Annotated in this window: 27 protein-coding genes; 10 read left to right on the top strand and 17 right to left on the bottom strand. The window is 60.4% G+C overall.

Annotated elements, in window-relative coordinates:
• Positions 1-16: 16 nt before the first annotated feature.
• The gene (locus tag ACR0A2_RS02035; RefSeq protein WP_480833883.1) at positions 17-1,363 is read left to right on the top strand and encodes a DEAD/DEAH box helicase; all 1,347 of its coding nucleotides are present in this window, start codon (positions 17-19) and stop codon (positions 1,361-1,363) included.
• On the opposite strand, the gene ACR0A2_RS02030 is transcribed toward ACR0A2_RS02035, so the two are convergent.
• From ACR0A2_RS02030 to ACR0A2_RS02020, 3 genes are read right to left on the bottom strand one after another with little or no spacing between them, the layout of a single operon-like run.
• Positions 1,360-2,262, bottom strand: a complete 903-nt coding sequence (locus tag ACR0A2_RS02030; protein WP_171639373.1) for an EamA family transporter — start codon at positions 2,260-2,262, stop codon at positions 1,360-1,362. The two genes, ACR0A2_RS02035 and ACR0A2_RS02030, sit on opposite strands and share 4 nt — an antisense overlap.
• 21 nt (positions 2,263-2,283) lie before the next feature.
• Entirely contained in the window at positions 2,284-3,186 is a 903-nt protein-coding gene (locus tag ACR0A2_RS02025) for a fatty acid desaturase (RefSeq protein WP_480833881.1), read from the bottom strand.
• Positions 3,179-3,382: a DUF2061 domain-containing protein gene (locus ACR0A2_RS02020; RefSeq protein WP_170344057.1), complete on the bottom strand. Its 204-nt coding sequence runs from the start codon at positions 3,380-3,382 to the stop codon at positions 3,179-3,181. Before ACR0A2_RS02020 ends, ACR0A2_RS02025 begins: the two co-directional genes overlap by 8 nt.
• A 108-nt stretch (positions 3,383-3,490) precedes the next feature.
• On the opposite strand from ACR0A2_RS02020, the gene ACR0A2_RS02015 reads away from it, so the two are divergent.
• Together ACR0A2_RS02015 and ACR0A2_RS02010 are read left to right on the top strand one after the other, a co-directional pair.
• Positions 3,491-4,360 (top strand): helix-turn-helix domain-containing protein, encoded by an 870-nt coding sequence (locus ACR0A2_RS02015; RefSeq protein WP_171639371.1) that lies wholly within the window; start codon positions 3,491-3,493, stop codon positions 4,358-4,360.
• Between the two features lie 79 nt (positions 4,361-4,439).
• Entirely contained in the window at positions 4,440-4,622 is a 183-nt protein-coding gene (locus ACR0A2_RS02010; RefSeq protein ID WP_117868740.1) for a hypothetical protein, read from the top strand.
• A gap of 1 nt (position 4,623) precedes the next feature.
• Here ACR0A2_RS02010 and ACR0A2_RS02005 read toward each other — a convergent pair whose 3' ends face one another.
• From ACR0A2_RS02005 to bcoG, 4 genes are all read right to left on the bottom strand, one after another.
• Positions 4,624-5,382, bottom strand: coding sequence for an SDR family oxidoreductase (locus ACR0A2_RS02005; protein ID WP_171639370.1), 759 nt, complete (start codon positions 5,380-5,382; stop codon positions 4,624-4,626).
• The gene (locus tag ACR0A2_RS02000) at positions 5,379-6,845 is read right to left on the bottom strand and encodes a carnitine 3-dehydrogenase (protein WP_480833880.1); all 1,467 of its coding nucleotides are present in this window, start codon (positions 6,843-6,845) and stop codon (positions 5,379-5,381) included. The genes ACR0A2_RS02005 and ACR0A2_RS02000 overlap by 4 nt, the downstream gene beginning before the upstream one ends.
• An 8-nt stretch (positions 6,846-6,853) precedes the next feature.
• Positions 6,854-7,171 carry a hypothetical protein gene (locus ACR0A2_RS01995; RefSeq protein ID WP_171231512.1) on the bottom strand — a complete coding sequence of 106 codons (318 nt, stop codon included), beginning with the start codon at positions 7,169-7,171 and terminating at the stop codon, positions 6,854-6,856.
• A gap of 61 nt (positions 7,172-7,232) precedes the next feature.
• Positions 7,233-8,147 (bottom strand): 3-dehydrocarnitine:acetyl-CoA trimethylamine transferase BcoG, encoded by a 915-nt coding sequence (gene bcoG / locus ACR0A2_RS01990; RefSeq protein ID WP_152458196.1) that lies wholly within the window; start codon positions 8,145-8,147, stop codon positions 7,233-7,235.
• A gap of 133 nt (positions 8,148-8,280) precedes the next feature.
• Here bcoG and ACR0A2_RS01985 point away from each other — a divergent pair, with 133 nt between their 5' ends.
• Entirely contained in the window at positions 8,281-9,267 is a 987-nt protein-coding gene (locus ACR0A2_RS01985) for a GlxA family transcriptional regulator (RefSeq protein WP_480833879.1), read from the top strand.
• 76 nt (positions 9,268-9,343) lie between these two features.
• Here ACR0A2_RS01985 and ACR0A2_RS01980 read toward each other — a convergent pair whose 3' ends face one another.
• The 3 genes from ACR0A2_RS01980 to ACR0A2_RS01970 are packed head-to-tail and all read right to left on the bottom strand — an operon-like array spanning position 9,344 to position 12,351.
• A complete protein-coding gene (locus ACR0A2_RS01980) occupies positions 9,344-10,390 on the bottom strand; it encodes an aldo/keto reductase (protein ID WP_480833878.1) in 1,047 nt (348 codons plus the stop codon).
• Between the two features lie 31 nt (positions 10,391-10,421).
• A complete protein-coding gene (locus tag ACR0A2_RS01975) occupies positions 10,422-10,880 on the bottom strand; it encodes a DNA polymerase III subunit chi (RefSeq protein WP_171167813.1) in 459 nt (152 codons plus the stop codon).
• A 4-nt stretch (positions 10,881-10,884) separates the two neighbouring features.
• Positions 10,885-12,351 carry a leucyl aminopeptidase gene (locus tag ACR0A2_RS01970; RefSeq protein WP_480833877.1) on the bottom strand — a complete coding sequence of 489 codons (1,467 nt, stop codon included), beginning with the start codon at positions 12,349-12,351 and terminating at the stop codon, positions 10,885-10,887.
• A gap of 229 nt (positions 12,352-12,580) precedes the next feature.
• Here ACR0A2_RS01970 and lptG point away from each other — a divergent pair, with 229 nt between their 5' ends.
• The 5 genes from lptG (at position 12,581) to rsmA (ending at position 18,976) form a co-directional block, all read left to right on the top strand.
• On the top strand, positions 12,581-13,681 hold the full coding sequence (gene lptG, locus ACR0A2_RS01965) for an LPS export ABC transporter permease LptG (protein ID WP_480834457.1): 1,101 nt from the start codon (positions 12,581-12,583) through the stop codon (positions 13,679-13,681).
• Entirely contained in the window at positions 13,681-15,843 is a 2,163-nt protein-coding gene (locus ACR0A2_RS01960) for an LPS-assembly protein LptD (protein ID WP_480833876.1), read from the top strand. The genes lptG and ACR0A2_RS01960 overlap by 1 nt, the downstream gene beginning before the upstream one ends.
• Positions 15,834-17,087, top strand: a complete 1,254-nt coding sequence (locus tag ACR0A2_RS01955; RefSeq protein WP_152458202.1) for a peptidylprolyl isomerase — start codon at positions 15,834-15,836, stop codon at positions 17,085-17,087. The genes ACR0A2_RS01960 and ACR0A2_RS01955 overlap by 10 nt, the downstream gene beginning before the upstream one ends.
• The gene (gene pdxA / locus ACR0A2_RS01950; protein WP_171639361.1) at positions 17,084-18,049 is read left to right on the top strand and encodes a 4-hydroxythreonine-4-phosphate dehydrogenase PdxA; all 966 of its coding nucleotides are present in this window, start codon (positions 17,084-17,086) and stop codon (positions 18,047-18,049) included. The genes ACR0A2_RS01955 and pdxA overlap by 4 nt, the downstream gene beginning before the upstream one ends.
• An 84-nt stretch (positions 18,050-18,133) precedes the next feature.
• Positions 18,134-18,976, top strand: coding sequence for a 16S rRNA (adenine(1518)-N(6)/adenine(1519)-N(6))-dimethyltransferase RsmA (rsmA, locus tag ACR0A2_RS01945; RefSeq protein WP_480833875.1), 843 nt, complete (start codon positions 18,134-18,136; stop codon positions 18,974-18,976).
• Positions 18,977-19,030: 54 nt separating this feature from the next.
• On the opposite strand, the gene ACR0A2_RS01940 is transcribed toward rsmA, so the two are convergent.
• From ACR0A2_RS01940 to prfA, 3 genes are all read right to left on the bottom strand, one after another.
• Positions 19,031-19,609, bottom strand: a complete 579-nt coding sequence (locus tag ACR0A2_RS01940; RefSeq protein WP_224852773.1) for a DUF4167 domain-containing protein — start codon at positions 19,607-19,609, stop codon at positions 19,031-19,033.
• Between the two features lie 241 nt (positions 19,610-19,850).
• Positions 19,851-20,696, bottom strand: a complete 846-nt coding sequence (gene prmC / locus ACR0A2_RS01935) for a peptide chain release factor N(5)-glutamine methyltransferase (protein WP_480833874.1) — start codon at positions 20,694-20,696, stop codon at positions 19,851-19,853.
• On the bottom strand, positions 20,693-21,748 hold the full coding sequence (prfA, locus tag ACR0A2_RS01930; RefSeq protein WP_171232029.1) for a peptide chain release factor 1: 1,056 nt from the start codon (positions 21,746-21,748) through the stop codon (positions 20,693-20,695). The genes prmC and prfA overlap by 4 nt, the downstream gene beginning before the upstream one ends.
• Before the next feature lie 62 nt (positions 21,749-21,810).
• On the opposite strand from prfA, the gene ACR0A2_RS01925 reads away from it, so the two are divergent.
• Entirely contained in the window at positions 21,811-22,092 is a 282-nt protein-coding gene (locus tag ACR0A2_RS01925) for a hypothetical protein (protein WP_152458207.1), read from the top strand.
• 15 nt (positions 22,093-22,107) lie between these two features.
• On the opposite strand, the gene ACR0A2_RS01920 is transcribed toward ACR0A2_RS01925, so the two are convergent.
• From ACR0A2_RS01920 to ACR0A2_RS01905, 4 genes are all read right to left on the bottom strand, one after another.
• Positions 22,108-22,509 (bottom strand): DUF1499 domain-containing protein, encoded by a 402-nt coding sequence (locus tag ACR0A2_RS01920; protein ID WP_480618276.1) that lies wholly within the window; start codon positions 22,507-22,509, stop codon positions 22,108-22,110.
• A 66-nt stretch (positions 22,510-22,575) separates the two neighbouring features.
• On the bottom strand, positions 22,576-23,523 hold the full coding sequence (gene speB, locus ACR0A2_RS01915) for an agmatinase (protein WP_480618275.1): 948 nt from the start codon (positions 23,521-23,523) through the stop codon (positions 22,576-22,578).
• An 87-nt stretch (positions 23,524-23,610) separates the two neighbouring features.
• A complete protein-coding gene (gene speB, locus ACR0A2_RS01910; protein ID WP_152458210.1) occupies positions 23,611-24,579 on the bottom strand; it encodes an agmatinase in 969 nt (322 codons plus the stop codon).
• 12 nt (positions 24,580-24,591) lie between these two features.
• Complete coding sequence (locus tag ACR0A2_RS01905) at positions 24,592-25,755, bottom strand: M20 aminoacylase family protein (protein WP_480833873.1); 1,164 nt, start codon at positions 25,753-25,755, stop codon at positions 24,592-24,594.
• Between the last annotated feature and the right edge of the window lie 25 nt (positions 25,756-25,780).

The following is a 25,780-nucleotide window of genomic DNA, read 5'->3' as shown; positions in this document are numbered from 1 at the left end:
CAAAAACCGGACATACATGACAAAATTCAACGAACTGAACCTGAACCCGAAGGTCCTCAAAGCCATTGAAGAGGCCGGATACGAATCCCCCACTCCGATCCAGGAAGGCGCGATTCCGCCCGCTCTGGAAGGCCGTGATGTCTTGGGGATCGCCCAGACCGGCACTGGCAAGACCGCCAGCTTCACACTGCCGATGATCACCCTGCTGGCCCGTGGCCGCGCCCGCGCGCGCATGCCGCGCTCGCTGGTGCTGTGTCCGACGCGGGAACTGGCCGCCCAGGTGGCCGAGAATTTCGACACCTATACCAAACACCTGAAACTGACCAAAGCACTGTTGATCGGCGGTGTCAGCTTCAAAGAGCAAGAGGCCCTGATAGATCGCGGCGTCGACGTTCTGATCGCCACTCCGGGCCGCCTGCTGGACCATTTCGAACGTGGCAAGCTGCTGCTGACCGGTGTTCAGATCATGGTGGTGGACGAAGCCGACCGGATGCTGGATATGGGCTTTATTCCTGATATCGAACGCATCTTCTCGCTGACGCCGTTCACGCGGCAGACATTGTTCTTCTCGGCGACCATGGCTTCCGAGATCGAGCGCATCACGGATACTTTCCTGTCCGCCCCTGCCCGGGTTGAAGTCGCCCGGCAAGCGACCGCATCCGAGACGATCGAACAGGGCGTTGTCATGTTCAAAGGCGGCCGTCGGGACCGTGAAGCAAGCCAGAAACGCAACGTGCTGCGCGCCTTGATCGACGCAGAGGGCGAAAAGTGCACCAACGCAATCATCTTCTGCAACCGCAAGACCGATGTCGATATCTGCGCGAAATCGCTGAAGAAATACGGCTATGACGCTGCCGCGATCCATGGCGATCTGGACCAATCGCAACGGATGAAGACGCTGGACGGGTTCCGCGACGGATCATTGCGTCTGCTGGTTGCATCCGACGTCGCTGCGCGCGGTCTGGATGTTCCAGCCGTCAGCCACGTGTTCAATTTCGACGTCCCCGGCCACCCCGAGGATTACGTGCACCGTATCGGCCGCACCGGTCGCGCCGGGCGCGAAGGCAAGGCCATCACGATCTGCTCGGTCCGCGATGAAAAAGCCCTGGCTGCGATCGAAAAGCTGATCCAGAAGGACATCCCGCGCATCGACAATCCGGTCAAGGAAGAGCCCAAGCCAGAAAGGCCGAAGCCCGAGAAAAAAGCCCGGGACTCCGAAGCCAAGAAAGACACCCGGAAAGAGCGAGAGCCCAAAGGGCGTGGCCGCGGGCGCAAGGAAGACAATGGCCGGGCCGTGGTGGGTATGGGCGATCACCTGCCCAGCTTCATTGCCCTGAGTTTTGACGAGCGTCGTGCCGGCTAAATCGCCAGCACCAAGGCCAGTATCGAGACACCCAACAGCAACATCCCGGCGATTTCTCGCCGGGTGATCGTCTCGCGGAAAAACAGGATCGAGGCCATCAGGCTGAAGATCAGTTCTACCTGCCCCAGCGCTTTGACATAGGCTGCGTTTTGCAGGGTGAAGGCCCAGAACCAACAAAACGAACCGCCCAGACTGGTCAGGCCGACAAACACGCCGGTGGATCGGGTCTGCCACACCGCGCGCAGTTCGGCCCGGTCGCGCCACAACAGCCACAGGCCCATGCTGACAAACTGAAACGTCACGACGGCGGCCAGGGTGATCAGTGCGCGGAACCAGGCGTCGGCATCACCCAATTGCAACGAGGCCCCGCGATAGCTGACGGCGGAGAACGCAAACAAAACCCCTGATCCAAGCCCCAATTGGGACGCGCGGTTGGTCAGATGCCGCCACCAGGCGCCGCCTCCTCCGGGGGTTTTCGACAGCAAAAGCACCGCCATCAACCCCAACAGGATCGCAACCAGCGCGCCGCTGGAAACACTGTCGCCCAAAACCAGAAATCCGACGATCGCGGTCTGAATGACTTCGGTTTTCTTGAAGGTGATCCCGACCGCAAAGTTTCGTTGTTTGAACAACGCCACAACACAGATCGTCGCCAGGATTTGCGACGTGCCTCCGATGACAGCGTACAGCCAGAACACTCCGCCAATCGGAGGCAAGCTGGCGCCCGTTGTCAGCATCGCCACAAACAGCCCGGCAACGGCCAACGGCATGGAATACGCAAATCGCGCAAAGGTCGCGCCGGCGGCGGACAGTTTCACGCTGCTCAAGGATTTTTGCAGCATGAACCGCACAGTCTGAAAACTGGCGGCGGCGATGGTGACAGGAATCCAGAGACTCATGTCCCCAGTTGTGTCGTCAAATCAAGACTTTGGCCAGAGCGGATGCGGCACCGGGTCCTTGGCGCGTAGCAGATACTGCCGGAAAATCTGTGCATAGGAGCGGTAAACATACGCCTCGTTGCAGGCCAGATACCGGTCTTTGCCATCCCGATACAAAGACGGCAGCCGATACCATGGCGCGGCGGGATTCATGTGATGAACAACATGCAGGTTGTTGTTCAGAAACAGAAACGCCAACGGCCCACTGTCTTCGATAATCACGGTCCGCGCGCGGGACTTCTCATGCGCGCGGTGTTCCAGAAACGTGCGGATTTTCAGCAACGCCAGCCCGATATAGGCCGAAATCAGATAGGCCCAGATCGGCATGGCCGACTGTGCAACGATCCACAGTACTGCAACCGCGCCGGGGATATGCAATGCCCAGGCCAGCAGGATCGCCCTGTCGCCGCGCCGCAGCCCCCGCCATTCGTCGCGCAGAAACAGCACCTGCCCAATGGCCGGGCCCAGAACCATCCGCCCCAGAAGCGTGTTGTTCTGGGCCAGCACAGCCTGCACGCCGCGCGGCAGGTCCGCCCAAACCTTGGGATCCAGATAGTTGGATTCGGGGTCGTCATACGGGTCGGTCAAAGTGGCATCCTGATGATGCGCCAAATGCAGATCGCGAAAACGGTTATAGGGAATGGCCAGGGTCAGCGGCAGCGCCATCAGCGCCTCATTCAGCCATTTGGCTCGGAACGGGTGCCCGTGCAGGACTTCGTGCGTCAAAGACGAATGCAGGGCCGCAACAAAGCCCAAAGCCAGCACCGTCAACCACAGCGAAATATCCGCCAACCAGAACAGCCCGACCAGCCATGCGGCAAAGCAGCCGACGATCAGGGCAAATGTACCCCATTCGGGCGACTTGGGTGTTGAGGGCTCAGCCATTGCGCCCCCACGAAATTCCGGCCCAAATTCTTTCATAGACAATGTAAAGCGTCAGGCCGATGGCGGTATTCACCAGCGCCAATGCCCCGCCGACGGCGGCCGAGCCTGTGGCGATTAGGCCCACCAGCGTCATGGTCGCCAGCCCCATGGCATTCCACACGATTGCTTTCACGACAGATCTTCGCCGCGTTTCCATTCCGAACCCCATTCTTTTTGCTTTTACAAAGGGGTTACCGTTCAGTGCGCGTGCTGAAAATTCTGAATATGATTAACAAAACTCATCAGTTATGATATTTTTCATCTTATGCAGGAAAATATCGACAAACGCGACCGCGCCGCTCAATTCCGCCTACGCCTTGCCCGCGCGATTGAGGACCGTCACGTCAGCCAAAGCGCGCTTGCGCGCCATATCGGCGTGGACCGTTCAACCGTATCTCAGTTGTTGACCGATCATGGCGCGCGTCTTCCCAATGCGCATGTTGTGGGTGGCTGCGCCGCGGCACTGGGCGTTTCGGCTGACTGGTTGCTGGGCCTGTCCGACAGGCCGGAAAGCGCGGCAGAGATTCTGGCCAGTTCCCTGTCCTTTACGGAAGCGCCCCGCGCCCTGGTCGATGAGCGGATTTTCGACTGGCACAAGGAAGCCGCCGGGTACAAGATCCGCTATGTTCCGGCCACCCTGCCCGACATGCTCAAGACGCGCGCGGTGCTGGAGTGGGAATATGCCCCCCATCTGGGGCGCACGGCGGATCAGGCCATCGGTGCGTCCGAAGACAGGTTGACCTGGATGCGCAGTGCGCAGTCTGATTACGAAATTGCAATGCCATTGTTCGAGATCGAAAGCTTTGCAAGCGGCACGGGGTATTACCAAGGCCTTTGCCCGGCGATTCGTCAGGAGCAGATCGATCATCTGCTGGAGCTGTGTGAACAGCTTTATCCCCGAATGCGTATCTATCTGTTCGATGCCAAACGGCTTTATTCGGCCCCTGTAACGATTTTCGGGCCGCTGCTGTGCGTTTTTTATGCAGGCAGTCACTATATGGCGTTCCGAGACCGGGACCGGATCGAGACGTTTTCACGGCACTTCGACACACTTGTGCGCGAGGCCGATGTGGCCGCCCGCGATTTCCCGGACCACTTGCGACAACTCAGAACGGCTTTATCCGGCAAGAATTGATGCAGCGGCGCAAAACCTGTGCTATCGTCCCTTGGCGCGAACCAACGGGCATTCCGATCACAGACGGAGGACCACAGGAATGGACGCAATTCAAACCGCTCAATACGCGCGCGCACTATATGCAGCGCACGGGGACCGGGCCGAGGCGGAAGCCGCACAGAAAATGCGCGAATGCGAAGCCGCCGGAAACCAGAAAGAGGCGCAGGATTGGCAGGCGGTCCGTCAGACCATCCGCCAGATCCGGGGACCAAATCAGGGCTGACCTACAGTTTCGGGTCGGGGTTGACCGTGTGCCCATCCACCGCAATCACCTGCCCAGACACCAGCCGTGCTGCGTCTGAAGCAAGAAAGACGGCCATATTGGCGATATCCTGCGCTTCCACAAAGCGCCCCATAGAGGTGCCCGAGGCATAGCCCTGATAGACCTCATCGCGGGTCATGCCTTTGGCGGCTGCCTCTCGGGCCAAGACACCTTCCATACGCGGGCCTTCCACGGCACCCGGGCAAATGGCGTTTGCGCGAATGCCCAGCGGCCCAAGTTCCATCGCCAGCGTTTTCATCAACCCTATGACCGCCCATTTGGCCGAGGCATAAGGCGCTCGGAACGGATAGCCGTACTGACCGGCTGTCGAAGAGGTCAGAATGATGCTGCCCGCCTGGGCCGACTTCATCATAGGGGCCGCGTGCTTGGCGGCCAGAAAGGCCCCGTCCAGATTGACTGCGAGACAGGCGCGCCATGCATCCAGATCGATATCCTCGATCGCGCTGGTCGGCCCGGCGATTCCGGCATTTGCGCACAGAACATCCAGCCCGCCTGCGGCCCCGACAGCCTGAAACACCGCGCTCATGTCGGCCTCATTTGTCACATCAGCCCTGTGCGCCACCCAATGGTCGGGCAAGATATCCAGGGCTGACTGGTCAATATCTGTTACCCAGACATCATAGCCAGCAGCGTCAAACGCCGCGGCCATGGCATGACCGACACCCGATGCCCCGGCCGTTACCAGTACGCGCCTGGTCACGATGGCTTCCGGATGGCGGCACCCGCCCCTTCAGGGTAAGGCAAAGCGGCCTGTGCCTCGGCAATCCGCGCCATCGCTGCTTCGATCCTGGGCGACGGTGGGCTGGGACGGCGGGTTTCAAGACTGACATGCAGCAGAAAGCTCTCGCCCGTGGCCAACAGCTTGTCGCCTTCATACATGCTGTGAAAGACATGCAGCTTCTTGCCCTGCCCCAACAGCATCTGCGTGAGCACGTCGATCTTCGCCCCTGCATGGACCTCGTCGATGTAACGGATGTGGTTCTCGGCGGTGAAATAGCTGCCACCCGACGCGATATACTCCATATCGCAACCGATGATCTCCATGAAACGGTCCGTGGCGGCCGCAAAGGCTTCCAGATACTTGGCTTCGTTCATGTGGCCGTTGTAATCCGTCCAGTCCAACGGAACGGCGCGGGACAGGGTCAGGATCGGCTGGCTCAGATCCGCCTGATCCAGCGACGGCAGAGCACCCGGTTTCAACAGCGCATCATGCTGGTTCAGCACCGCCCCCGCGCCATAATTCTGCGCCTTGAGGGCCCGCATCATGCCAACAAGATTGTTGTCGCGAATGCGTTCCAGTTCCCGGATTGAATGCATTCCGGATTGCGCGTCTGACTGATTGGCGATCAGGTCGACCAGTTCATCGGTGAATTCCGGCACGTCCATCAGTTTGGTCCAGGGCCATTTCAAGGCTGGCCCGAACTGAGCCATGAAATGCCGCATTCCCGCTTCACCTCCGGCCACGCGGTAGGTTTCGAACAATCCCATCTGCGCCCAGCGGATGCCAAAGCCCATCCGGATCGCCTCGTCGATTTCTTCGGTGGTGGCAATACCATCCTTGACCAGCCAGAGCGCCTCGCGCCAGACGGCTTCCAGAAAGCGGTCGGCGATATGCGCGTCGATCTCTTTTTTGACATGCAGCGGAAAGAATCCAACCGAGGTCAGCAATTCTTTGGCCCGTTCAATCATCTGCTGTGGGTTTTTGTCGGTCGGCACCAGCTCGATCAGCGGCAGCAGATAGACTGGATTGAACGGGTGCGTCACGACGATCTGTTCGGGCCGCAAAGCACCTTCCTGAAGCTCGGATGGTTTGAACCCGCTGGTCGATGACCCGATGATCGCATCTGGATCACAAGCTTCCTGCAAGCCCTTGTAAACCTTCAGCTTCAAATCCAGCCGCTCTGGCACGCTTTCCTGGATCCACGTCGCGCCCTGTACGGCGTCGGCCATGTCGTCATGAAAGCTCAGCGCGCCCTCGGCCGGTAACGGAACGTCACTCAGCCCCGGCAGGGATCGCCGCGCATTGTCCAGCACTTCGCCTATTTTGCGTTCTGCTTCGGGGTCCGGGTCGAACACCCGAACGTCCCATCCATTGAGCAGGAACCGTGCGGCCCATCCGCCGCCAATGACACCGCCCCCGATAATTGCTGCCGTCTTTGTCATGCTGTCCTCTAATCGATACAGATTACCTGCGCGCGCCCCGCCTCATCCAGATGCGGAATGCATCCGAATTGCGGTGTCACCGCGCTGCATTGTTTGGTGTCCGACAGGCAGAACCCTGCGCAGTCAGAGGCTTTTTCACAGGAGTTTCCAGCGTCGGGCAATGGTTCAAAGCAGATAAACTGCCGTATCCGCCCGCCTATCTCATAGCTTCCCCCTTTGGCTTCGCAGTCCTTGCGGGCCAAAGGGTCTTCCGCGGTCTGTGCCACCCCGACCCGGGGCAGACATACGGCCAGAACCGTCGCGCAGATTACAAGCACCGATCGCATTGCTCACTTCCTTTTGCTGGCGCCCCCGCACTTACCGGTCATGGCAAGGGACGCAAGCAGGTCAACCTTTGGGCGCCCGTTTGACCAGACCCAGCTTCTCACGCACTTCCTGCGGCCCGATCACCCGCGCGCCCATGTTCTCGATGATGGTGCCTGCGCGTTCGACCAATTGCCAGTTTTCGGCCAGCACACCCTTGTCCAGCCACAAGTTGTCCTCGAGCCCCACGCGCACATTGCCGCCCGCCAGCACCGAGGCCGCCACATAGGCCATCTGATGCCGCCCCAGCGAGAACGCGCTGAAGGTCCAGTCATCGGGCACGTTGTTTACCATCGCCATGAAGGTGTTCAGATCATCCGGCGCGCCCCACGGCACGCCCATGCACAGTTGAACCAGGGCGTTGGGTTCCAGAATTCCCTCTTTCACCAGCTGCTTGGCAAACCACAGATGGCCGGTGTCAAAGGCCTCGATCTCGGGTTTCACGCCCAGATCGGTCATCATCTGCCCCATCGCCCGCAACGCGCCGGGCGTGTTGGTCATGACATAATCCGCCTCGGCAAAGTTCATCGTGCCGCAATCCAGCGTGCAGATTTCGGGCAGACATTCGGCCACATGCGCCACGCGTTCGGTCGCGCCAACCAGATCGGTTCCAGCCTCGGCCAATGGCAACGGATTTTCGATACCGCCGAACACCATGTCTCCGCCCATGCCGGCGGTAAGGTTCAGCACTGCGTCCACTTCGGCATCCCGAATCCGATCGGTCACCTCACGATACAGCGCCAGATCGCGCGACGGGGCACCCGTTTCGGGGTCGCGCACATGGCAGTGCACCACGGCCGCACCCGCCTTCGCGGCGGCAATCGCACTGTCGGCAATTTGCTTCGGTGAACGCGGCACATGAGGGCTGCGATCCTGCGTTCCGCCCGAGCCGGTCACGGCGCAGGTGATGAAGACTTCGCGGTTCATTTCCAGAGGCATGGCGTTTTCCCCAAGTTATACCCGGTTTTGCCTGGGGTTTTCCCCAGGCTTCTCCCCGGATTCCGATTTGCGTTCTGGCCCGACTCTGGCGCAGCCTTGGGAAAACCACTTGGCAGAATGCGAATCGAACTTGATGCAATCCGCAAAAAACATACTGCAACCCGAACATCGGGCCCTGAAAACCGCCGTTCTGGTGCTGGATGAATGCAACACGCTCAGCTTCGCCTCGGCGGTCGATCCGATGCGCGCGGCCAACCGTCTGGCGGACCGGCCTGCCTTTGACTGGGACTATGTAACCGCCACAGCCGAACCCGCGATGCTGACCAGCGCCCTGCAAGTGCCCGGCATCCCGCTTGCTCGTCTGCAAGGCTGCGACCTCATGATTGTCGTTGCGGGCTTCCAACTGGCCCGCCATGCCACCCCCAGCCTGCTGGCCGGGCTGCGCCGCATTGCCGGTGCCGGGGCGACGATGGCCGGGATTGACGGCGGTCCCTGGTTGCTGGCTGAGGCCGGGCTGCTGGACGGCCACCCCGCGACGACCCATTGGGAAGACCTGGAAAGCTTCGCTTCCCGCTTCCCCGACGTCGACGTGCGCCCCGACCGTTTCACCGTCTCGGACGGTCGCCTGACCTCTGGCGGCGCGATTCCCGCTGTCGAGATGATGCTGCACATCATCGCCGCCCGTCATGGCGCGGGTTTCGCCTCCCGTGTCTCGGGCCTGTTCCTCTATGATGGCGCGCCGGACCCGGGCAAACCGCAAACCCGCACCGGCGTTCCACATCGCCACACCGCGCTGACGGCAAAGGCGAATTCGCTGATGCAGGCATCCTTGGATGACCCCCTGCCACTGGCCCATATCGCAGACCAGCTAGGCACCAGCCCGCGCACCCTGCAACAACAGTTCCGCCTGCGCCTGAACACCACGCCGCAGGATCACTATCTGCAACTGCGCCTGGCCGAGGCCCGCCGTCTGGTCACCGACACCGACCTTCCCTTGATGGATGTCGCGCTGGCCACCGGTTTTGCCTCGCAATCCAGCTTCGCCCGCGCTTTCCGCACCGCGCATGGCCAATCTGCCCGCGACCTCAGGCAAGAGCGCGCGCACCCCACCCATCACTGACCGGATCCAACTTCATCTGGCCAGAAATATCCCGGGGGAGGCACGCGCAGCGTGCCGGGGGCAGAGCCCCGTCGCCTCAGTACGGCATCGGGTGCGCCTTGTGGACAGCGTCCAGCTCGGCCAACACCTCCTGTGACAACGTCAAATCCGCACCGGCCAATACGTGTTCAAGCTGCGCGACCGTGGTCGCGCCAAAAATCGCCGACATCATGAATGGTCGCGAGCGGCACCAGGCCAGCGCCATATGGGTCGGATCCAGGCCATGTCGCGCGGCAACATCCAGATAGGCCGAGACCGCATCAAACACCCGGTCAGACTTGCGCCCGCCCAATTGAGGCGAAAGCGACATACGAGAGCCGTCCGGCACGGCCCCGCCCTGGTATTTCCCGGTCAGCAGCCCGGTGCCCAGGGGTGAAAACGCCATCAGGCCGACATCTTCATGTACGCTCAGCTCGGCCATGTCAGTATCGAACAGACGGCACAGCAACGAATACTCATTTTGCACGGACGCCGCTCGCGGTGTGCCCGTCTGTTCGGCCAGTCTCAGCCATTGCGCCGTACCCCATGCGCTTTCATTCGACAGACCAAAAGCGCAGATGTTGCCTTTGTCGACCTGAACCTGCAAGGCCTCCAGACATTCCTGCATATTTTCCAGAACGTCCGCGGTATTGTGGCCCGAGGGCGCATAATCCCAGTTTTGACGGAACATATAGCTGCCGCGATTGGGCCAGTGGAACTGGTAGAGATCGATGTAATCCGTCTGCAACCGCCGCAAAGACCCTTCGATGGCCTCGGGAATGGTTTTTCCCGTGATCGGCGCACCGTCGCGAACATATGACAACCCCTCACCCGAATGCTTGGTCGCCAGTACGAAGTCCGCCCGGCGCGACGAATTTGCAGCGTTCCAATTTCCAAGAATTTCTTCGGTACGACCAATTGTCTCTTTGGCGACAGGATTCACGGGATACATCTCGGCGGCATCCACAAAGTTGATCCCCGCATCCAGCGCCATGTCCATCTGCCGGTGCGCATCCGTTTCCGAGGTCTGCGACCCGAACGTCATCGTCCCAAGGCAAAGATCGCTCACGACAATCCCGGTGCGGCCCAGAGGCTTCATCTGCATCCTCAAATCTCCTGATAAATGGCACGGCCCGTCAGGCTTCGGCCTTCTTTTCCCACCGCCCGGATTCCTCCGACCAGTATTGCGCGGCGCATCCGGCGCCGGTCAGCGTCTTCCACTGCCCCCGCGCGTGCTGCACGGCCATGTCATCATTGCCGTCGAACAGAATGCAAACCCGCTCCAGGGCCGACACCTCTTCGGGTTCGACCGGCGCGCCGTCCACCGCCATGACACACACCGCGCCGTTGGGGGCCTCGGCGCTGGTGGTCAGAAGGATCGGCTGCTCGGCGTCATGCGGGCCGCCTTCGCGACCATGCGGCAGGAACCCGTCCTCGGGGCCCAGCCACAGCTTTTCATCCAGCCAGTCCATCCGTGCGGGATCGGTGCCCCGCACGGCAATCTTCCACCCGGCCTGTCGCGCCTTGTCCAGCAGCACAGGCAAGGTGTGCTCCAGCGGCTGGCGGGTCAGGTGGTAGAAATAGACAGCACCCATTCGCTTACTCGAAATTGTCCTGCACGAACCGGCTCAGCGCGCGCACACCCCAGCCCGTGGCACCTTTGGGCGCATAGGATGTCTCGGACGACACCGAGGCCACACCCGCGATATCCAGATGGATCCAGGGCGTATCCTCTTTCACGAAACGTTGCAGAAACTGCGCCGCCGTGATCGAACCCGCCGGACGGCCACCGACGTTCTTCATGTCGGCGATGCGCGATTTGAGCAGCTTGTCATAGGCATCGCCCAACGGCATCCGCCACGCACCTTCATCCTCGGCCCGGGCCGATTTCAGGAAGGCGTCACAGAATGTGTCATTGTTGGAAAACACACCTGCATTCTCATGACCCAGCCCGATGATGATCGCCCCGGTCAGGGTGGCCAGATCGATCATGCCCACCGGTTTGAACCGCTCCTGCGCGTACCACATAACGTCGCACAGAACCAAACGGCCTTCGGCATCGGTGTTGATGATCTCGACCGTGTCGCCCTTCATCGACTTGACCACATCGCCCGGACGGGTGGCATTGCCCGAAGGCATGTTCTCGACCAGCCCGACAAGGCCCACCACATTGGCCTTGGCTTTGCGCTTGGCCAACGCGCGCATCGTGCCCGCGACAACACCGGCACCGCCCATGTCCATGGTCATGTCTTCCATGCCACCGGCCGGTTTCAGCGAAATGCCACCTGTGTCGAAAACCACCCCCTTGCCCACCAGAGCCAAGGGCGCATCGTCCTTGTCGCCGCCATTCCAGTGCATCACAACGACTTTGGACGGGCTGGCAGAGCCCTGCCCGACGCTCAGCAAAGTGCGCATGCCCAGTTCAGCCAGCTTGTCCTCTTCCAGAACTTCGACTTCCAGACCCAGCTCCTGCATCTCGACAAGACGATCGGCAAATTCCGTGGTCGTCAGAACATTTGCAGGTTCGTTGGTCAGATCACGGGTCATCCGCACGCCGTCGGCAATCGCGTATAGCGGTGCAAACTCTGCTTCGGCTTCCTTGGGTTTTGAATGTCCGATCGTAATCGAACCGCTGCCTTCGCTGTCCTTGGTTTTGTGCGCGTTGAAATCGTAACTGCGCAGCACCATGCCAAGGGCCAGGTTTTCGGTCTGCGCCTGATTGCCAACCATCACCAGCATGTCCTTGCCACCTGTGGATTTGGCCAAAGCGGCACCAGCCTTGCGGGCCTCGTCGGCTTCCGGGCGGCGCGGCAGCACCACGACGTCCAGCGCTTCGGCCGCCATCCCAGCCGGCCAGGCCATCGAGATGACATCGCCGGTCTTGGACTTTCCGAATTTCTCACTTTCGACAAGCCGCGCCACAGCGCCTTTCGTCAGACGATTGGCCCGGCGCGCCGCAGGGTTCATTTTTCCGTCCGTCGAAATGATGATGGCCACCCGCCCTTCGGCCAGCGCCATCGCATCCAAGTCAAACTCCTGAAAGCGGACCGGTATCAGACTGCTCATTGCAAACTCCTCGAATTCTGTTCCCCAAGACCTAGCCCGCGCCGCCCGACTTGACCAGATAGCAGTTTTCCCCGCGTTTCAATTGCAGTAAGGTCCCGAAAAAATAACCGGCAGGCTCGGGGGAGAAAGACGTGACACGAGAGGGCAGGCATACGCCGTCGCGCAGGAAGACATGCACGCGCGATTTCGGCCCGTTTTCCGGCGCAAAAGGCTTGGCGGGGGCAGTCTTGTGATCCTCGACCGCTATTTCGCCCGCCGCTTTCTACAGAGCTTTCTGGTCATCGGCGGTATTTTTCTGACCTTAATGATTCTCATCGATCTAATCGAACAGATCCGCCGATTTGACGAAGTCGACCTGTCCTTCGGCCAATTGTTGCACCTGACGCTTCTGAACACACCGGCCGCCATCAGTGAAATGCTGCCCCTGCTGGTCATTCTGTCCACCATCGCTTTGTTCGTAGGGCTGGCACGGACCTCTGAACTCGTGGTGACCCGCGCCACGGGTCGCTCGGGTATCCGCGCACTGGTCGCGCCAGCGGCGCTGGCCCTGATCATCGGTGCGCTTGCAGTGGCATTGCTGAACCCCATCTCTGCGGCCACATCCCAGGAATTCCAACGCTTGTCTGATTCCTATCGCAACAACGGCAGTTCAGCGCTTTCGATCAGCAGCGAAGGCCTTTGGCTGCGTCAATCGGCGGAAAACGGACAGGCCGTCATCCATGCCCGGGGCACCTCGAACGGGGATACGCTTGGCCTGGACGACGTGACCATCATCACCTTTGCGCGCGATGGCAAACCCACCCAGCAGATCGTCGCCGACAGGGCCGTGCTGGAAGACGGAAACTGGGTCCTGTCGCGGGCCAAGATCTGGAATTTGCAGAATGGGCAGAACCCCGAAACCAGTTCGGTGGAGCATGAACGGCTGGAGTTGCCGACCTCGCTGACCCGGCAGCGGATTCTGGACACTCTGGGGCAACAGGATTCAGTATCGGTTTTTGACCTGCCGCAACTGATCAAGGATCTGCGCGAAGCCGGGTTTTCGACCAAGCAATATGAAGTCTGGTTGCAGGTGCAACTGGCCAGGCCGTTCTTTCTGGTCTCGATGGTGCTGATCGGGGCTGCTTTCACCATGCGCCACGTTCGGTTCGGCGGTACCGGAATTGCCGTTTTGACGGCCGTACTGCTTGGCTTTGCCATCTATTTCGTCCGCAATTTTGCGCAAATCCTCGGGGAAAACGGACAATTGCCCGTCTATATCGCGGCCTGGGCGCCGCCCTTCGCCGCCATCTTATTGTCCCTTGGCCTGCTTCTACACGCGGAGGACGGCTGATGCGGAGCATGATTTCCCTGCTGCTGACCAGCGCAATCGCGTTGTCGGCACCGACCGTTCTGGCGGCGCAAACCACGTCGGCCGAGCGTGACCCGCAAGCTGCGCAGTCACAGGCCGAACCCGCCCTTTTGGTTGCCGACAAAGTCTTTATTACACCCGATAGAAAACTGGTGGCCGAAGGCAATGTCGAAGCCTTTCAGGGAGATACCAAGCTGTCAGCCCAACGTGTCACCTATGACCGGGAAACGGGTGAGCTGACGCTGGAGGGACCTATTCGCATTGATCAGGGGGGCCAGTCGACCCTTCTGGCCGATTCCGGACAGCTGGACAGCGGTATCCAGAACGGTCTGCTGATCGGTGCTCGGATGGTTTTCGATCAGCAGATCCAGATTGCCTCGGTTCAGGCGAAACGGGCAGCGGGTCGCTATACGCAGTTCAGCAAGGTCTCGGCCACTTCCTGCCATGTCTGCACCAACGGTAAGCCACCCCTTTGGCAAATCCGCGCCCGCAAGGTCACCCACGACCAGTTGGAGCGGCAATTGTACTTTGATGGCGCGCAGCTTCGGGTGCTTGATTATCCGGTATTCTATTTCCCCTATCTGCGCTTGCCGGACCCCACTTTGGATCGCGCAACCGGCTTTCTGGTGCCGTCGATCCGCAGCACCTCACAACTGGGAACGGGGGTTCAGGTTCCCTATTTCTTCAAGCTGGGGGACCACAAGGATTTGACCTTGACGCCGTACTTGTCGGGCAAGACCACGACGCTGGGGTATCGATATCGCCAGGCGTTCGTGAACGGGCGCATTCAGCTTGAAGGGGCCTATACCCGGGATGATGTCCAGCCCGATCAGGATCGCGGTTATCTGTTCGCCGGGGGTTGGTTCAGCCTGAAGAACGATTTCCGGCTGACATTCGATCTGAAAACCACCTCGGACGACGCCTATCTGGCGGACTACGGGCTGCCGGACCTGGACCGTTTGCGCAGTGAAATTGCGCTGGAACGGATCAAACGCGACACCGCATTCAAAACAAGCCTGATCCATTACAAAACACTGCGTGACAGTGAAAATCAGGACGAAATCCCATCCCGCGTATTCGACCTGAATTATGAAAAGCGATTCTTCCCCGGCGCACTTGGCGGCGAGGTTCGGCTGGCTTTTATCGGCCACGCACATGAACGCACCAGCGACGCCGATATCGTTGGCCGTGATATAGCAAGGGCAACTGTTGATGCCGAATGGTTGCGAAGCTGGACATTTGCATCGGGCCTGCGCGCGGACGCGACGCTGGGCGCATCGGTGGATACGTTCAATATTCGCCATGACAGCAACTTTCCCAGCAATGTGACCCGCTCGACGCCGCGCGCGGCGTTGACGCTTCGCTATCCGATGACCCGTCGTGAAAAGACCGGCGCGATTCAGCTTCTGGAACCGATCGCAAAGTTGGGATGGACCCATGTCTCGGACACTGATGTGCCAGATGATGAAAGCACGTTTCAGGAATTCGATCAGGGTAACCTGCTGGCCCTGTCCCGATTCCCTGCGGAAGATCAGCGCGAAGACGGTGCCACCGGGGTCATCGGCCTGAACTGGGCCCGCTATGGTGCAGACGGACAGCAGGCGCTTGTAACGTTGGGTCAGGTGTTTCGGGCGGATGCCGACCCGAATTTCACCCTGACGTCCGGGTTGCAGGGCACCACGTCCGACTTGCTGGTGGCGGGGCAAATCACCACGGCCAACGGTTGGTCACTCGGCGGGCGCGGTCTGATCGACAGCGATTTCAGTTTCGTCAAAGCTGAATTGCGCGGCGCCTGGGCATCCGAGTTTGCCGGCCTGTCCGGAAGTTATATCTGGCAGGAAGAGGATCCGGCGGAAAACATTGCGGATGAAATCTCGGAAATCTGGCTTCTGGGCCGCTATCAAGTCGACCAGAACTGGCTTACGAATGCCGAGGCACGCTATGATCTGAACCAGTCAGAGCCAATCCGGTTGGGGCTTGGTGTAACCTACCAGAACGAATGTGTTCAGGTTAACATGTCCGTAAGCAGACGCTTTACTTCAACATCCACTATTGAGCCTTCGACAGAATTCGGCTTTACCCTATCGCTGACAGGATACGCCCTTGAAGGCGGTGGTAACACATACAAGAGAAAATGCAGTTGATATCAGGTTTCTCCAGGTTTCTTCGTTCCGGTTGGCACAAACCGGTCACGCCGGCACTGGCCGCCGTTTTCCTCGCTTTTTCAGCGCCGCAGGTCAGCGCCCAGAGCCTGTTCTCGCCAGCGATCCGCGTGAATCAGGATATCGTCACCTGGTACGAACTGGAACAACGCCTGCAATTCCTGAATGTTCTGGGCCTGCCCGGCGGCAATGAAGCTGACGTCAGAGAAGCCCTGATCGAAGAAAAGTTGCGCAAGCAGGCCATGCGTGAAGCAGGCGTGGAAGCTGCGCCGGAAGCCGTACAACTGGGTATCGACGAGTTCGCCTCGCGCGGGCAATTGTCCACCGAACAGTTCCTGCAACTTTTGGGTGAGGCAGGCGTCGACCCGGAAACTGTCCGTGATTATGTTGCAGATCAGCTGGCCTGGCGCGACTATGTCAGCTCGCGCTATCTGTCGCAGGCCCGTCCGACCGAAGACGAGATTGATCGCGCGCTGGGACAAACCGGTGGCGGCGGCCTTCAGGTTTTGCTGTCCGAGATCATCATCCCGGTGAACCCGCAAACCGTTGCACAGACCGAATTGCTGGCGGAAGAAATCTCGCGACTTGAAACTATCGAAGCGTTTTCAGCCGCAGCGGCGCAATATTCCGGAGCCGCAACCCGCAACGAAGGCGGACGACTGGACTGGCTGAATATCTCCAACCTGCCGCCCGCCTTGCAGCCGGTTATTCTTGGGCTCCAGAACGGCGAGATCACCGACCCCATCAGTTTGCCAAACGCCGTTGCCCTGTTTCAGTTGCGCGGATTGCGCGAGGTGGCGACCGCTGCGCCGCGGATTTCCAAGCTAGATTATGCTGCCTATTACCTGCCGGGTGGTCGCAGCGCCGAGACCCTGGCACGGGCTGCCGCCCTGCGGGAGGAGATCGACACCTGCGATGACTTGTATGGAATCGCCAAAGATCAACCCGTCGAAGTCCTGGACCGTATCGAAGCCAGCCCTTCAGAAGTACCACGCGATTTCGCCGTAGAGCTGGCCAAGCTGGATCGCTTCGAGGTGTCAACAAACCTGACCCGCAACAACGGGCAGACGCTGGTGTTCTTGATGCTGTGCAACCGAGTCCGCGACCTGGGCGAAGACACCTCGCGGGCGGATGTCGCGAATGCACTGGCGCAGCAGCGGCTACAGGCCTTTGCGTCCAGCTTGGTAGAGCAGCTGCGGGCTGACGCCACCATTGTTCAGGAATGACACGCCCGATTGCGCTCAGCTGCGGTGAACCGGCCGGGATCGGCCCTGAAATCGCGGCCAAAGCATGGGACGAGCTGCGCCAAACCTGCCCGTTTTTCTTTATCGGCGATGCCAACCACCTGCCTGTTGGCACGCCCATTGCGAAAATTCAAACCCCTTCGGATGCTGTTGCAGTCTGTGATCAGGCCTTGCCGGTGCTGCAACTGAACTTCCCTGCTGCAAACATGCCCGGTCAGCCAGACCCAGCCAATGCCCCATCGGTGATTGATGCCATCGAAACCGGCGTCGATCTTGTGAAGGCCGGGGCAGCGGCCGCTCTGTGCACCGCGCCCATTCACAAGAAGGCCCTGATTGACGGGGCCGGGTTTACCTATCCCGGCCATACCGAGTTTCTGGCTGCGCTGTCGGGCACCCGCCGGGTTGTCATGATGCTGGCCAGCGACCAGTTGCGGGTTGTCCCGGCGACAATCCACATTCCCTTGGCGCAGGTTCCCGCCGCGCTGACGCCCGACCTGCTGCGCGAGACGATCGAAATCACCGCGCGCGGCCTGCGCGACCAGTTTGGCATACAGCACCCCCGCATCGCCATAGCCGGCCTGAACCCCCATGCCGGCGAAGGCGGCAAAATGGGCCGCGAAGAGCTTGACTGGATCGCCCCAATGCTGGCCGATCTGAACCCGGAAGGTGCGACCCTGACGGGACCCCACCCTGCGGATACGCTGTTCCATGCCGCTGCCCGCGCCCGCTATGACGCGGCGATCGCAATGTATCATGATCAGGCGCTGATCCCGATCAAGACACTGGATTTCGACCGGGGTGTGAACGTCACCCTTGGCCTGCCCTTCATCCGCACGTCGCCAGATCACGGCACTGCACTGGATATCGCCGGGAAAGGCATCGCCAATCCAACCAGCCTGATCGAAGCTCTGAAGCTTGCCCAACGCATGGCAAAAGGCTCTTGATCCTTTATCTGGCTGAAAATATCCCCGCCGGAGGCTTAAAACTTCTGGCGCTGCCCCTGCGGCCTGCGTCACGGTAATCGGATCATGAGTGCTATCGACAATCTCCCCCCTCTGCGCGAGGTCATCGCCACACATCAACTCTCGGCGCGCAAATCCCTGGGTCAGAACTTCCTGCTGGACCTCAACCTGACCGCCAAAATCGCCCGTCAGGCTGGCGATCTTGCAGACTGCGACGTACTGGAAATCGGCCCCGGTCCTGGTGGCCTCACCCGAGGGCTCCTGTCCGAAGGCGCACGCAAGGTCGTGGCGGTCGAAAAAGATACCCGTTGCATCGCCGCCCTGAACGACATCGCCGCCGCCTATCCCGGAAGGCTGAAGGTCATCAATGGTGACGCGCTCGAAATCAACCCGCTGGAACACCTGACCCCGCCAATCCGCATCGCGGCCAACCTTCCATACAACGTCGGCACGGAACTGCTTGTGCGCTGGCTGACACCCCCTGAATGGCCCCCCTTCTGGCAGAGCCTGACGCTGATGTTCCAACGCGAAGTGGCCGAACGCATCGTGGCCCAGCCCGGCAGCAAGGCGTATGGCCGCCTCGCCATCCTTGCCCAATGGCGGGCCGAGGCGCGCATCGCCATGTCCCTTCCGCCCGGCGCCTTCACCCCTCCGCCCAAAGTCTCCAGCGCGGTGGTCCACCTGACCGCCCTGCCCGAACCGCGTTATCCTGCTGACGCAGCGATCCTGTCGCGTGTGGTGGCCTCTGCCTTCAATCAACGCCGCAAAATGCTGCGGGCCTCGCTCAAAGGCGTTGCCCCGGATATCGAGGATCGCCTGCGGGCGGCAGGTATCCAGCCCACTGAACGGGCAGAGCAGGTTCCGCTTGAAGCGTTCTGTGCCCTGGCGCGCGAAGTCCAGAACCCCTGATCACAAAAAAGCCCCGAGGCTTGACCTCGGGGCTTTGCGGTTTCTGATGCCGGCTTATTCAGCCGCTTCCGGTGCGTCGCCATCCGTTTTGGGCGCATCTTCAGCCACTGGCGCCGGTTTGGGCTTGCGCGCCCGCGGCTTGCGCGCAGGCTTTTCCTTCTTCTCCGCCGCCGGGGCTTCGGCCCCTTTGCTTTCCGGTGTCTCGACCAGACCGCTTTCCGGAGCAGCGTCCGGTGCGGCGAAATCCATTACGTCCGGCTGCGGCGCTTCGGCGGGATCGGCCTGTCGGGCCGCTTCACGTTCCTGGCGCTCGGCGCGCTCACGGTCACGCTCGGCCTGGCGTTCGCGGTTCTGGCGTTCCTGCTCTTCGCGGCGCGCTTCAATCTCGCGCTGCGCCTCACTCAGCATGCGCAGATAATGTTCCGCGTGCTGCTGGAAGTTTTCCGCCGCAACGCGGTCGTTCGACAGCTGAGCGTCACGCGCCAGCTGATTGTACTTATCAATGATTTGCTGCGGCGTGCCACGCACCTTGCCTTCAGGGCCCGAGCTGTCAAAAACCCGGTTTACGACGTTACCGCCGGAAGGACGATTGCGGTTGTTCTTGGCCCGCGAGCGGGATTTGGAAGATCTCATCTTACTTTACGTCAGCCTTATCAATGCGCTGTCGCTCAACCCGTTTTTTGCACTGCTCTGAGGCGTTTGCCATGACGGGATGTCGACTTTTTTGGGCTTGGCGTCAGGGGTGCGCTGCAACAGCGTCAACCTCGCCGACTAATCCTGAGTAAACATGTCCTGACCGTGCAGACAAGAGGAATCTCGAATTTTCACACGCTTTTTTACTCGGGGCAGCGTTTTTTGGCCTCAGACACCAGTTTCAACCCGGCATCTTTGCGCCGACAACGCGGTCACGCCCGTCCAGATCGGGGATTACGCGAATATCCGCCAAACCCGCCGCATCAAACAAGGCAGACACCAGATTTGCCTGTGTCGGGTTAATTTCCACAAGTATTCGCCCGCCTGGCAGCAGATAATCCGGGGCCGAGGCCGCAATCTGCCGATACGCGCCCAGCCCGTCCCCTTCATCGGTCAACGCCATGCGCGGCTCGTGCTCCCGCACTTCGGGCGAAAGATCCTCCATTTCGGTTACGGAAATATACGGTGGGTTGGAAACAATCAGGTCAAACTGGCCTTCAATGTCTTCAAACCAGTTTGACTGCGCAATCTCGGCTCGTCCTTGCACCTTGTGGAGCACGGCATTGGCGCTGGCCTGAAGACAGGCGGCTTCACTCAGGTCGACCCCAAGGCCCGAAGCGCTGGTACGCTCCGCAAGCAGTGTGACCAGAATACAGCCCGACCCGACCCCGAGGTCCAAAACATGGTCGAAAGGTTCGCTCAGCGCGGCCTCGATCAAGGTTTCAGTCTCGGGGCGTGGATCCAGAACATCGGAACTGACACGAAACCTGCGCCCATAGAACTCGCGTTCGCCCAGCAGATGAGACACCGGCACCCGAATGGCACGCAAAGAAACCAACTGGTCATAGCGTTCAGCGATCTCGGGCTGCAACTCTTCCGGGGCAATCAGCGTCACCCGGCTGGCTTCAATCCGTGCGGCATGGGCCAACAACAGGCGCGCATCCCGCGCCGGGTCATCCACGCCTGCGGCCCTCAGACGCGCGGTTGCGGCCACCATGGCCTGCGCTGCTGTTTGCAGGCCCGTCATTGCGCCATCTCGGCCAGCAACCGGGCCTGATCATCCGCCGTCAGCGCGTCAATCACTTCGTCCAGATCCCCCTGCATCACCTGATCCAGTTTATAGAGCGTCAGGTTGATCCGGTGATCCGTCATCCGCCCCTGTGGGAAATTATAAGTGCGAATGCGTTCCGAACGATCCCCTGATCCCACCTGGCTGGCCCGGTCGGCGGAACGTTCGCTGTCGATCCGCTGACGCTCGAGGTCATAAAGCCGCGTTTTCAGCACCTGCATGGCGATCTCGCGGTTGCGATGCTGGGACTTCTCGGAACTTGTGACCACCAAGCCCGTCGGAATATGGGTGATCCGCACCGCCGAGTCGGTGGTGTTCACGTGCTGCCCGCCCGCGCCGGAACTGCGCATCGTGTCGATACGGATGTCATTGGCGTCTATCTGGATGTCGACATCTTCGGCCTCGGGCAGTACCGCCACCGTCGCCGCCGAGGTGTGGATGCGCCCGCCGCTTTCGGTTTCGGGCACGCGCTGCACACGGTGCACGCCGGATTCGTATTTCAGCCGGGCAAAGACGTTGTCGCCCTTGATATGGGCCACCACCTCTTTGATCCCGCCCAGATCAGAAGCCTGTTCTTCGATGATCTCGAACTGCCACCCGTGGGCCTCGGCATAGCGTTGATACATACGCAACAGATCGCCCGCGAACAAAGCGGCCTCGTCCCCGCCGGTACCGGGGCGAATTTCCAGCATTGCCGGGCGCGCATCCGCCGCATCCTTCGGCAGCAGCGCCAGTTGCAGCGCGTGTTCCGCCTCGGGGATGCGCGATTGCAGATCTGGAATTTCCTCTTCGGCCAACTCCTTCATATCCGGGTCGGCCAACATCGCCTCGGCCTCGGCCAGGTCTGCCACCAGCTGGCGCCAGGCCATGATCTGATCGACCACGGGTTTGAGGTCGGAATATTCCTTGGCCAAGGCCGCAATATCGCCGCCCGATGCGCCATCCGCCATGGCTGCTTCGAGGTATTGGAAGCGCTGGGTGATCTGTTCAAGACGTTCTTCGGGGATCATCCCGGCGGTGTCTATCATCCGGGGGCTTTGGTCAAGGGCCACGTCGTGCTAAGCTTGCTGTCATGAAACGGATTTTGCTTGCCCTGCTGCTGACGTCCACGCCGGTTTTCGCCGATTACATCGGCCCCGACGGCAAGACCCGCGATTGCTATTGCACCGACACGTCCGGGTCCCGCATCGAACTGGGTGAGATGATCTGCCTGCAAGTCGACGGCCGCATGTTCACGGCACAATGCCAGATGTCCCTGAACGTGCCCATGTGGCGCGAGGTGCAGGAAGGGTGTTTATCGTCCGGGTTGCAGAGCGATCCAGTTGATCACTTTGAACAGGATGAGGCGTCCTGAGCGCCGGTAGAACAGTTACATCTGCTCCAACCACCCATCAACCCGTGCCTTGTTCACACCGAAATCCCTGCGACCAAACCGCAAACGGCCATGGATGCGCAGCGTGTCGCCGTCCTGCCGAACAGTGGTATAGTCGGGGAAACCAATCCATTTCGTGCGGGTGACATAGGTGATCATGCCCTCATCGACCGAACCTGCCAAAACCGAGGTGCGCGGCGTGGCGCGGGCGATCCGATCGAGCTTTTGCAACCCTTCCGGGCCGGTTGCAACAACGCGCAGAACGCCACCCGGCAAGTCCTGATCAACCTCTGCAACCGGTGCAATATGCCATTGGGTCGGCGCAGACGGGGCCAGCCGGATGTAAGCGCCCAGCCCAAGCACCAGCGCGATCACTGCCCACAGAACCATTCTTTTCATCCCGCTTTACCCTCTTGCAGAAACCCTATGCGGATCATGCGCCGGGGCAAGCCGTTCCGGGCCGGTTTACCGTGACGTCACACCCGGCAGGATGCAAAGCATCTCGTAGATCAGGTTGGCTGCCGTCAGGGCCGTGTTGCCGGACGGGTCATACGGAGGTGAAACCTCGACCAGATCACACCCCACCACATTCACACCTTGCAACGCGTGGATCAATTGCAGCGCCTGCGGCGTGGTCAGCCCGGCAATCTCTGGCGTACCCGTGCCCGGTGCAAAGGCCGGGTCCAGGCTGTCGATGTCATAGGTGACATAGACCGGATGATCCCCGATGATCTTGCGGATCTGCGAGCCGATCTGCGTCAGGTTCTGCTGCCACAATTCCCAGGCCGGGAACTGGCGGAAACCCCAATCGCTGGCTTCGGTGAAATCCGAAGCCGCGTAGCCCGACCCGCGAATGCCGATCTGAAAGGTCTTGTCGGGGACAATCAGCCCCTCTTCATAGGCGCGGCGGAAGACGGTACCGTGGGTCTCTTTCTCGCCGAACATCTCGTCATTCACATCCGCATGGGCATCCACATGCACCAGAGCCACCGGCCCATGCTTTGCCGCAATGGCCCGCAGGATCGGCAGGGTGATCGAGTGATCGCCCCCCATCGCCACCGGGGTCACGTTCTTTGCCAGGATTGCATCATAGCTTTCCCTGATGATCCTCAGGCTTTCCGCAAGCGAAAAGGTGTTGATCGCCAGATCCCCGATGTCGGCGATTTGCAAGCTGTCGAACGGAGCCGCCGAGGTAGCCATGTTGTAGGGCCTTATCATTGCGCTTTCGCTGCGGATCTGCTTGGGTCCGAACCGGGTGCCCGATCGCCACGAGGTGCCGATATCCATCGGAATCCCCAGAACCGCCACATCCAGCCCCGCCAACGAGGCAGCCTGGGGCAGGCGCATAAACGTATTCGGCCCCGAAAACCGCGCCAGATCATTGCCGCTGACCGGTTGATTGAATTCAGTCATGCGCGTTGTATCCCCATCCCTTCAACTTTCTTTACCCAGCACATACCGGCAGTATGGCTAACCAATGGTTAATGCGCATCCAAACGGTTATGTTTTTGCCAGCTTGTTCCACCCCAACAGGCAGACGATCTGGGTCGCCACATGCGCCCCCGCAATCGCCGTGGCGCCGGACGTATCGAACGGCGGAGACACCTCGACCACGTCGCCGCCCTTGATGTTGATCCCGGCGATGTCACGCAGGATGATCTGCGCCTGAATGGAGCTGAGCCCACCCCAGACCGGTGTCCCCGTACCCGGTGCAAAGGCCGGGTCCAGCCCGTCGATGTCAAAGCTCAGATAGACCGGGCTGTCGCCCAGAATGCCCTTGATCTTCTGCGCCACGGCAGCGGGGCCGGATTCGTAGACCTCGCGTGCGTCGATGATGTTGACGCCCAGCGTGTCCTCGTTGGTGGTGCGGATTCCCACCTGGACCGAGCGTTTCGGATCCACGATCCCCGACTTCACCGCCTTGTAGAACATGGTGCCGTGGTCCACCCGGCTCATGTCGTCATCGGCCCAGGTGTCGGTATGGGCATCGAACTGCAACAGCGACATCGGCCCGTATTTCTCGGCATAGGCCTTGAGGATCGGAAAGCTGATATAGTGATCGCCCCCCAGCGTGACCGAGGCCACATCCGCCGCCAGAATGGTGCGGATATGGTCGGTCAGCGTGTCTGGAAAGGCGGGAATGTTGGCATAGTCATAGGCCATATCGCCGTAGTCGATGATTGCCAGCTCGCTCAGCGCATCGAAGGGCCAGCCATAAGGGGCATCGGGCGATTGCAGCGCGCTGGCCTCGCGGATCGCACGCGGGCCAAGACGGGTGCCCGGGCGGTTGGTCACCGCCTGATCAAACGGCACGCCGGTCACGGCGATGTCGGCGCCGGTCAGGTCCTTGGTATACAGCCGGCGCAGAAACGAGGTCGCCCCGCCAAAGGTGTTTTCATAGGACAGACCTTTGAGGTCCGGGTTGGTGAACGCCTCATCCACCTGGTTTTTTGCGTCTTCCAGTGCCATTTCGTTACCCCATCAGCCCAACGGCTGCGCCTTTTCCACGATCCGAGCGAAGAACGATGCCCCCACCGGTGCGATATCGTCATTGAAGTTGTATTTCGGATGATGAAGCCCGGCACCCTCACCCTGCCCCAGGAACAGATAGGCCCCCGGCCGCGACTGCAACATGTACGAAAAATCCTCGGCCCCCATGTCGCGCCCCATTGTGTCGACCACCCGTTCAGGCCCCGACACTTCGCGCGCCACGGCCGCTGCAAAGGCTGCCTTTTCAGCATCGTTGATCGTCGCCGGGTATCCCACCTGATATTCCAGCCGTGCCTCGACACCGTAAGACGCGGCCTGCCCCTGAACGATCTGCTCCATCCGCTCCATCACCATTTTCTGCACCGAAGGATCGAATGTACGAACCGTGCCGTTCAGATAGGCGGTGTCCGGTATCACGTTGTTCACCGTTCCGGCGTGGATCTGAGTGACCGAAACAACCAGGTCTTCCACCGCATAGTGGTTGCGGCTGACGATGGTCTGGATTGCCTGCGCAATGCCGCAGGCCGCCAAAACCGGGTCGCGGGTCTGATGTGGCATGGCGCCATGGCCGCCGACGCCTTGGATATGAATATCGAACGTATCGACCGCAGCCATGATCGGCCCCGGCGTCGTGTGGAACGTACCTTCCGGATTCCCCGGATCGTTGTGGATGCCATAGACCTCAGAGATCCCGAACCGCTCCATGATGCCTTCTTCGACCATGACGCCCGCGCCGCCGCCCTCTTCTTCGGCCGGTTGAAAGATCAGGGCCACGCGGCCGCTGAAATTTCGCGTCTCGGCCAGATACCGCGCCGCGCCCAGCAACATTGTGGTGTGCCCGTCATGCCCGCAGGCATGCATCTTTCCAGGATTCTTCGATGCATATTCGACGCCTGTTTCTTCGGTGATCGGCAATGCATCCATATCCGCACGCAGGCCAATGGTCGGGCCGTCGCCCTGCCCGTTGATGATCGCGACCATCCCGGTCTTTGCGATCCCTTCATGCAATTCATCAACCCCAAATTCACGCAGACGCTCGGCCACAAACGCGGCAGTCTGAAAGCACTCGAACTCCAACTCGGGTATCGTATGCAGATATTGGCGCCATCTGGCCATATCGGCAGAGAAATCGGCAATTCGGTTGACGACGGGCATCTGGGGTGGACTCCTGATCGGGACT

The organism is Ruegeria sp. H8 (genome assembly GCF_056532905.1).
The sequence above is the reverse complement of the archived record's forward strand: the minus strand, read 5'-3'. Positions and strand labels throughout refer to the sequence as shown.

Excerpts from the sequence above, each read along its gene's own strand:
- ACR0A2_RS02035 (WP_480833883.1), top strand. The coding sequence starts at position 17 with ATGACAAAATTCAACGAACTGAACCTGAACCCGAAGGTCCTCAAAGCC.
- ACR0A2_RS02030 (WP_171639373.1), bottom strand. The coding sequence starts at position 2,262 with ATGAGTCTCTGGATTCCTGTCACCATCGCCGCCGCCAGTTTTCAGACT.
- ACR0A2_RS02025 (WP_480833881.1), bottom strand. The coding sequence starts at position 3,186 with ATGGCTGAGCCCTCAACACCCAAGTCGCCCGAATGGGGTACATTTGCC.
- ACR0A2_RS02020 (WP_170344057.1), bottom strand. The coding sequence starts at position 3,382 with ATGGAAACGCGGCGAAGATCTGTCGTGAAAGCAATCGTGTGGAATGCC.
- ACR0A2_RS02015 (WP_171639371.1), top strand. The coding sequence starts at position 3,491 with ATGCAGGAAAATATCGACAAACGCGACCGCGCCGCTCAATTCCGCCTA.
- ACR0A2_RS02010 (WP_117868740.1), top strand. The coding sequence starts at position 4,440 with ATGGACGCAATTCAAACCGCTCAATACGCGCGCGCACTATATGCAGCG.
- ACR0A2_RS02000 (WP_480833880.1), bottom strand. The coding sequence starts at position 6,845 with ATGACAAAGACGGCAGCAATTATCGGGGGCGGTGTCATTGGCGGCGGA.
- ACR0A2_RS01995 (WP_171231512.1), bottom strand. The coding sequence starts at position 7,171 with ATGCGATCGGTGCTTGTAATCTGCGCGACGGTTCTGGCCGTATGTCTG.
- bcoG (WP_152458196.1), bottom strand. The coding sequence starts at position 8,147 with ATGCCTCTGGAAATGAACCGCGAAGTCTTCATCACCTGCGCCGTGACC.
- ACR0A2_RS01985 (WP_480833879.1), top strand. The coding sequence starts at position 8,281 with ATGCAATCCGCAAAAAACATACTGCAACCCGAACATCGGGCCCTGAAA.
- ACR0A2_RS01980 (WP_480833878.1), bottom strand. The coding sequence starts at position 10,390 with ATGCAGATGAAGCCTCTGGGCCGCACCGGGATTGTCGTGAGCGATCTT.
- ACR0A2_RS01975 (WP_171167813.1), bottom strand. The coding sequence starts at position 10,880 with ATGGGTGCTGTCTATTTCTACCACCTGACCCGCCAGCCGCTGGAGCAC.
- ACR0A2_RS01970 (WP_480833877.1), bottom strand. The coding sequence starts at position 12,351 with ATGAGCAGTCTGATACCGGTCCGCTTTCAGGAGTTTGACTTGGATGCG.
- ACR0A2_RS01960 (WP_480833876.1), top strand. The coding sequence starts at position 13,681 with ATGCGGAGCATGATTTCCCTGCTGCTGACCAGCGCAATCGCGTTGTCG.
- ACR0A2_RS01955 (WP_152458202.1), top strand. The coding sequence starts at position 15,834 with ATGCAGTTGATATCAGGTTTCTCCAGGTTTCTTCGTTCCGGTTGGCAC.
- pdxA (WP_171639361.1), top strand. The coding sequence starts at position 17,084 with ATGACACGCCCGATTGCGCTCAGCTGCGGTGAACCGGCCGGGATCGGC.
- rsmA (WP_480833875.1), top strand. The coding sequence starts at position 18,134 with ATGAGTGCTATCGACAATCTCCCCCCTCTGCGCGAGGTCATCGCCACA.
- ACR0A2_RS01940 (WP_224852773.1), bottom strand. The coding sequence starts at position 19,609 with ATGAGATCTTCCAAATCCCGCTCGCGGGCCAAGAACAACCGCAATCGT.
- prmC (WP_480833874.1), bottom strand. The coding sequence starts at position 20,696 with ATGACGGGCCTGCAAACAGCAGCGCAGGCCATGGTGGCCGCAACCGCG.
- prfA (WP_171232029.1), bottom strand. The coding sequence starts at position 21,748 with ATGATCCCCGAAGAACGTCTTGAACAGATCACCCAGCGCTTCCAATAC.
- ACR0A2_RS01925 (WP_152458207.1), top strand. The coding sequence starts at position 21,811 with ATGAAACGGATTTTGCTTGCCCTGCTGCTGACGTCCACGCCGGTTTTC.
- ACR0A2_RS01920 (WP_480618276.1), bottom strand. The coding sequence starts at position 22,509 with ATGAAAAGAATGGTTCTGTGGGCAGTGATCGCGCTGGTGCTTGGGCTG.
- speB (WP_480618275.1), bottom strand. The coding sequence starts at position 23,523 with ATGACTGAATTCAATCAACCGGTCAGCGGCAATGATCTGGCGCGGTTT.
- speB (WP_152458210.1), bottom strand. The coding sequence starts at position 24,579 with ATGGCACTGGAAGACGCAAAAAACCAGGTGGATGAGGCGTTCACCAAC.
- ACR0A2_RS01905 (WP_480833873.1), bottom strand. The coding sequence starts at position 25,755 with ATGCCCGTCGTCAACCGAATTGCCGATTTCTCTGCCGATATGGCCAGA.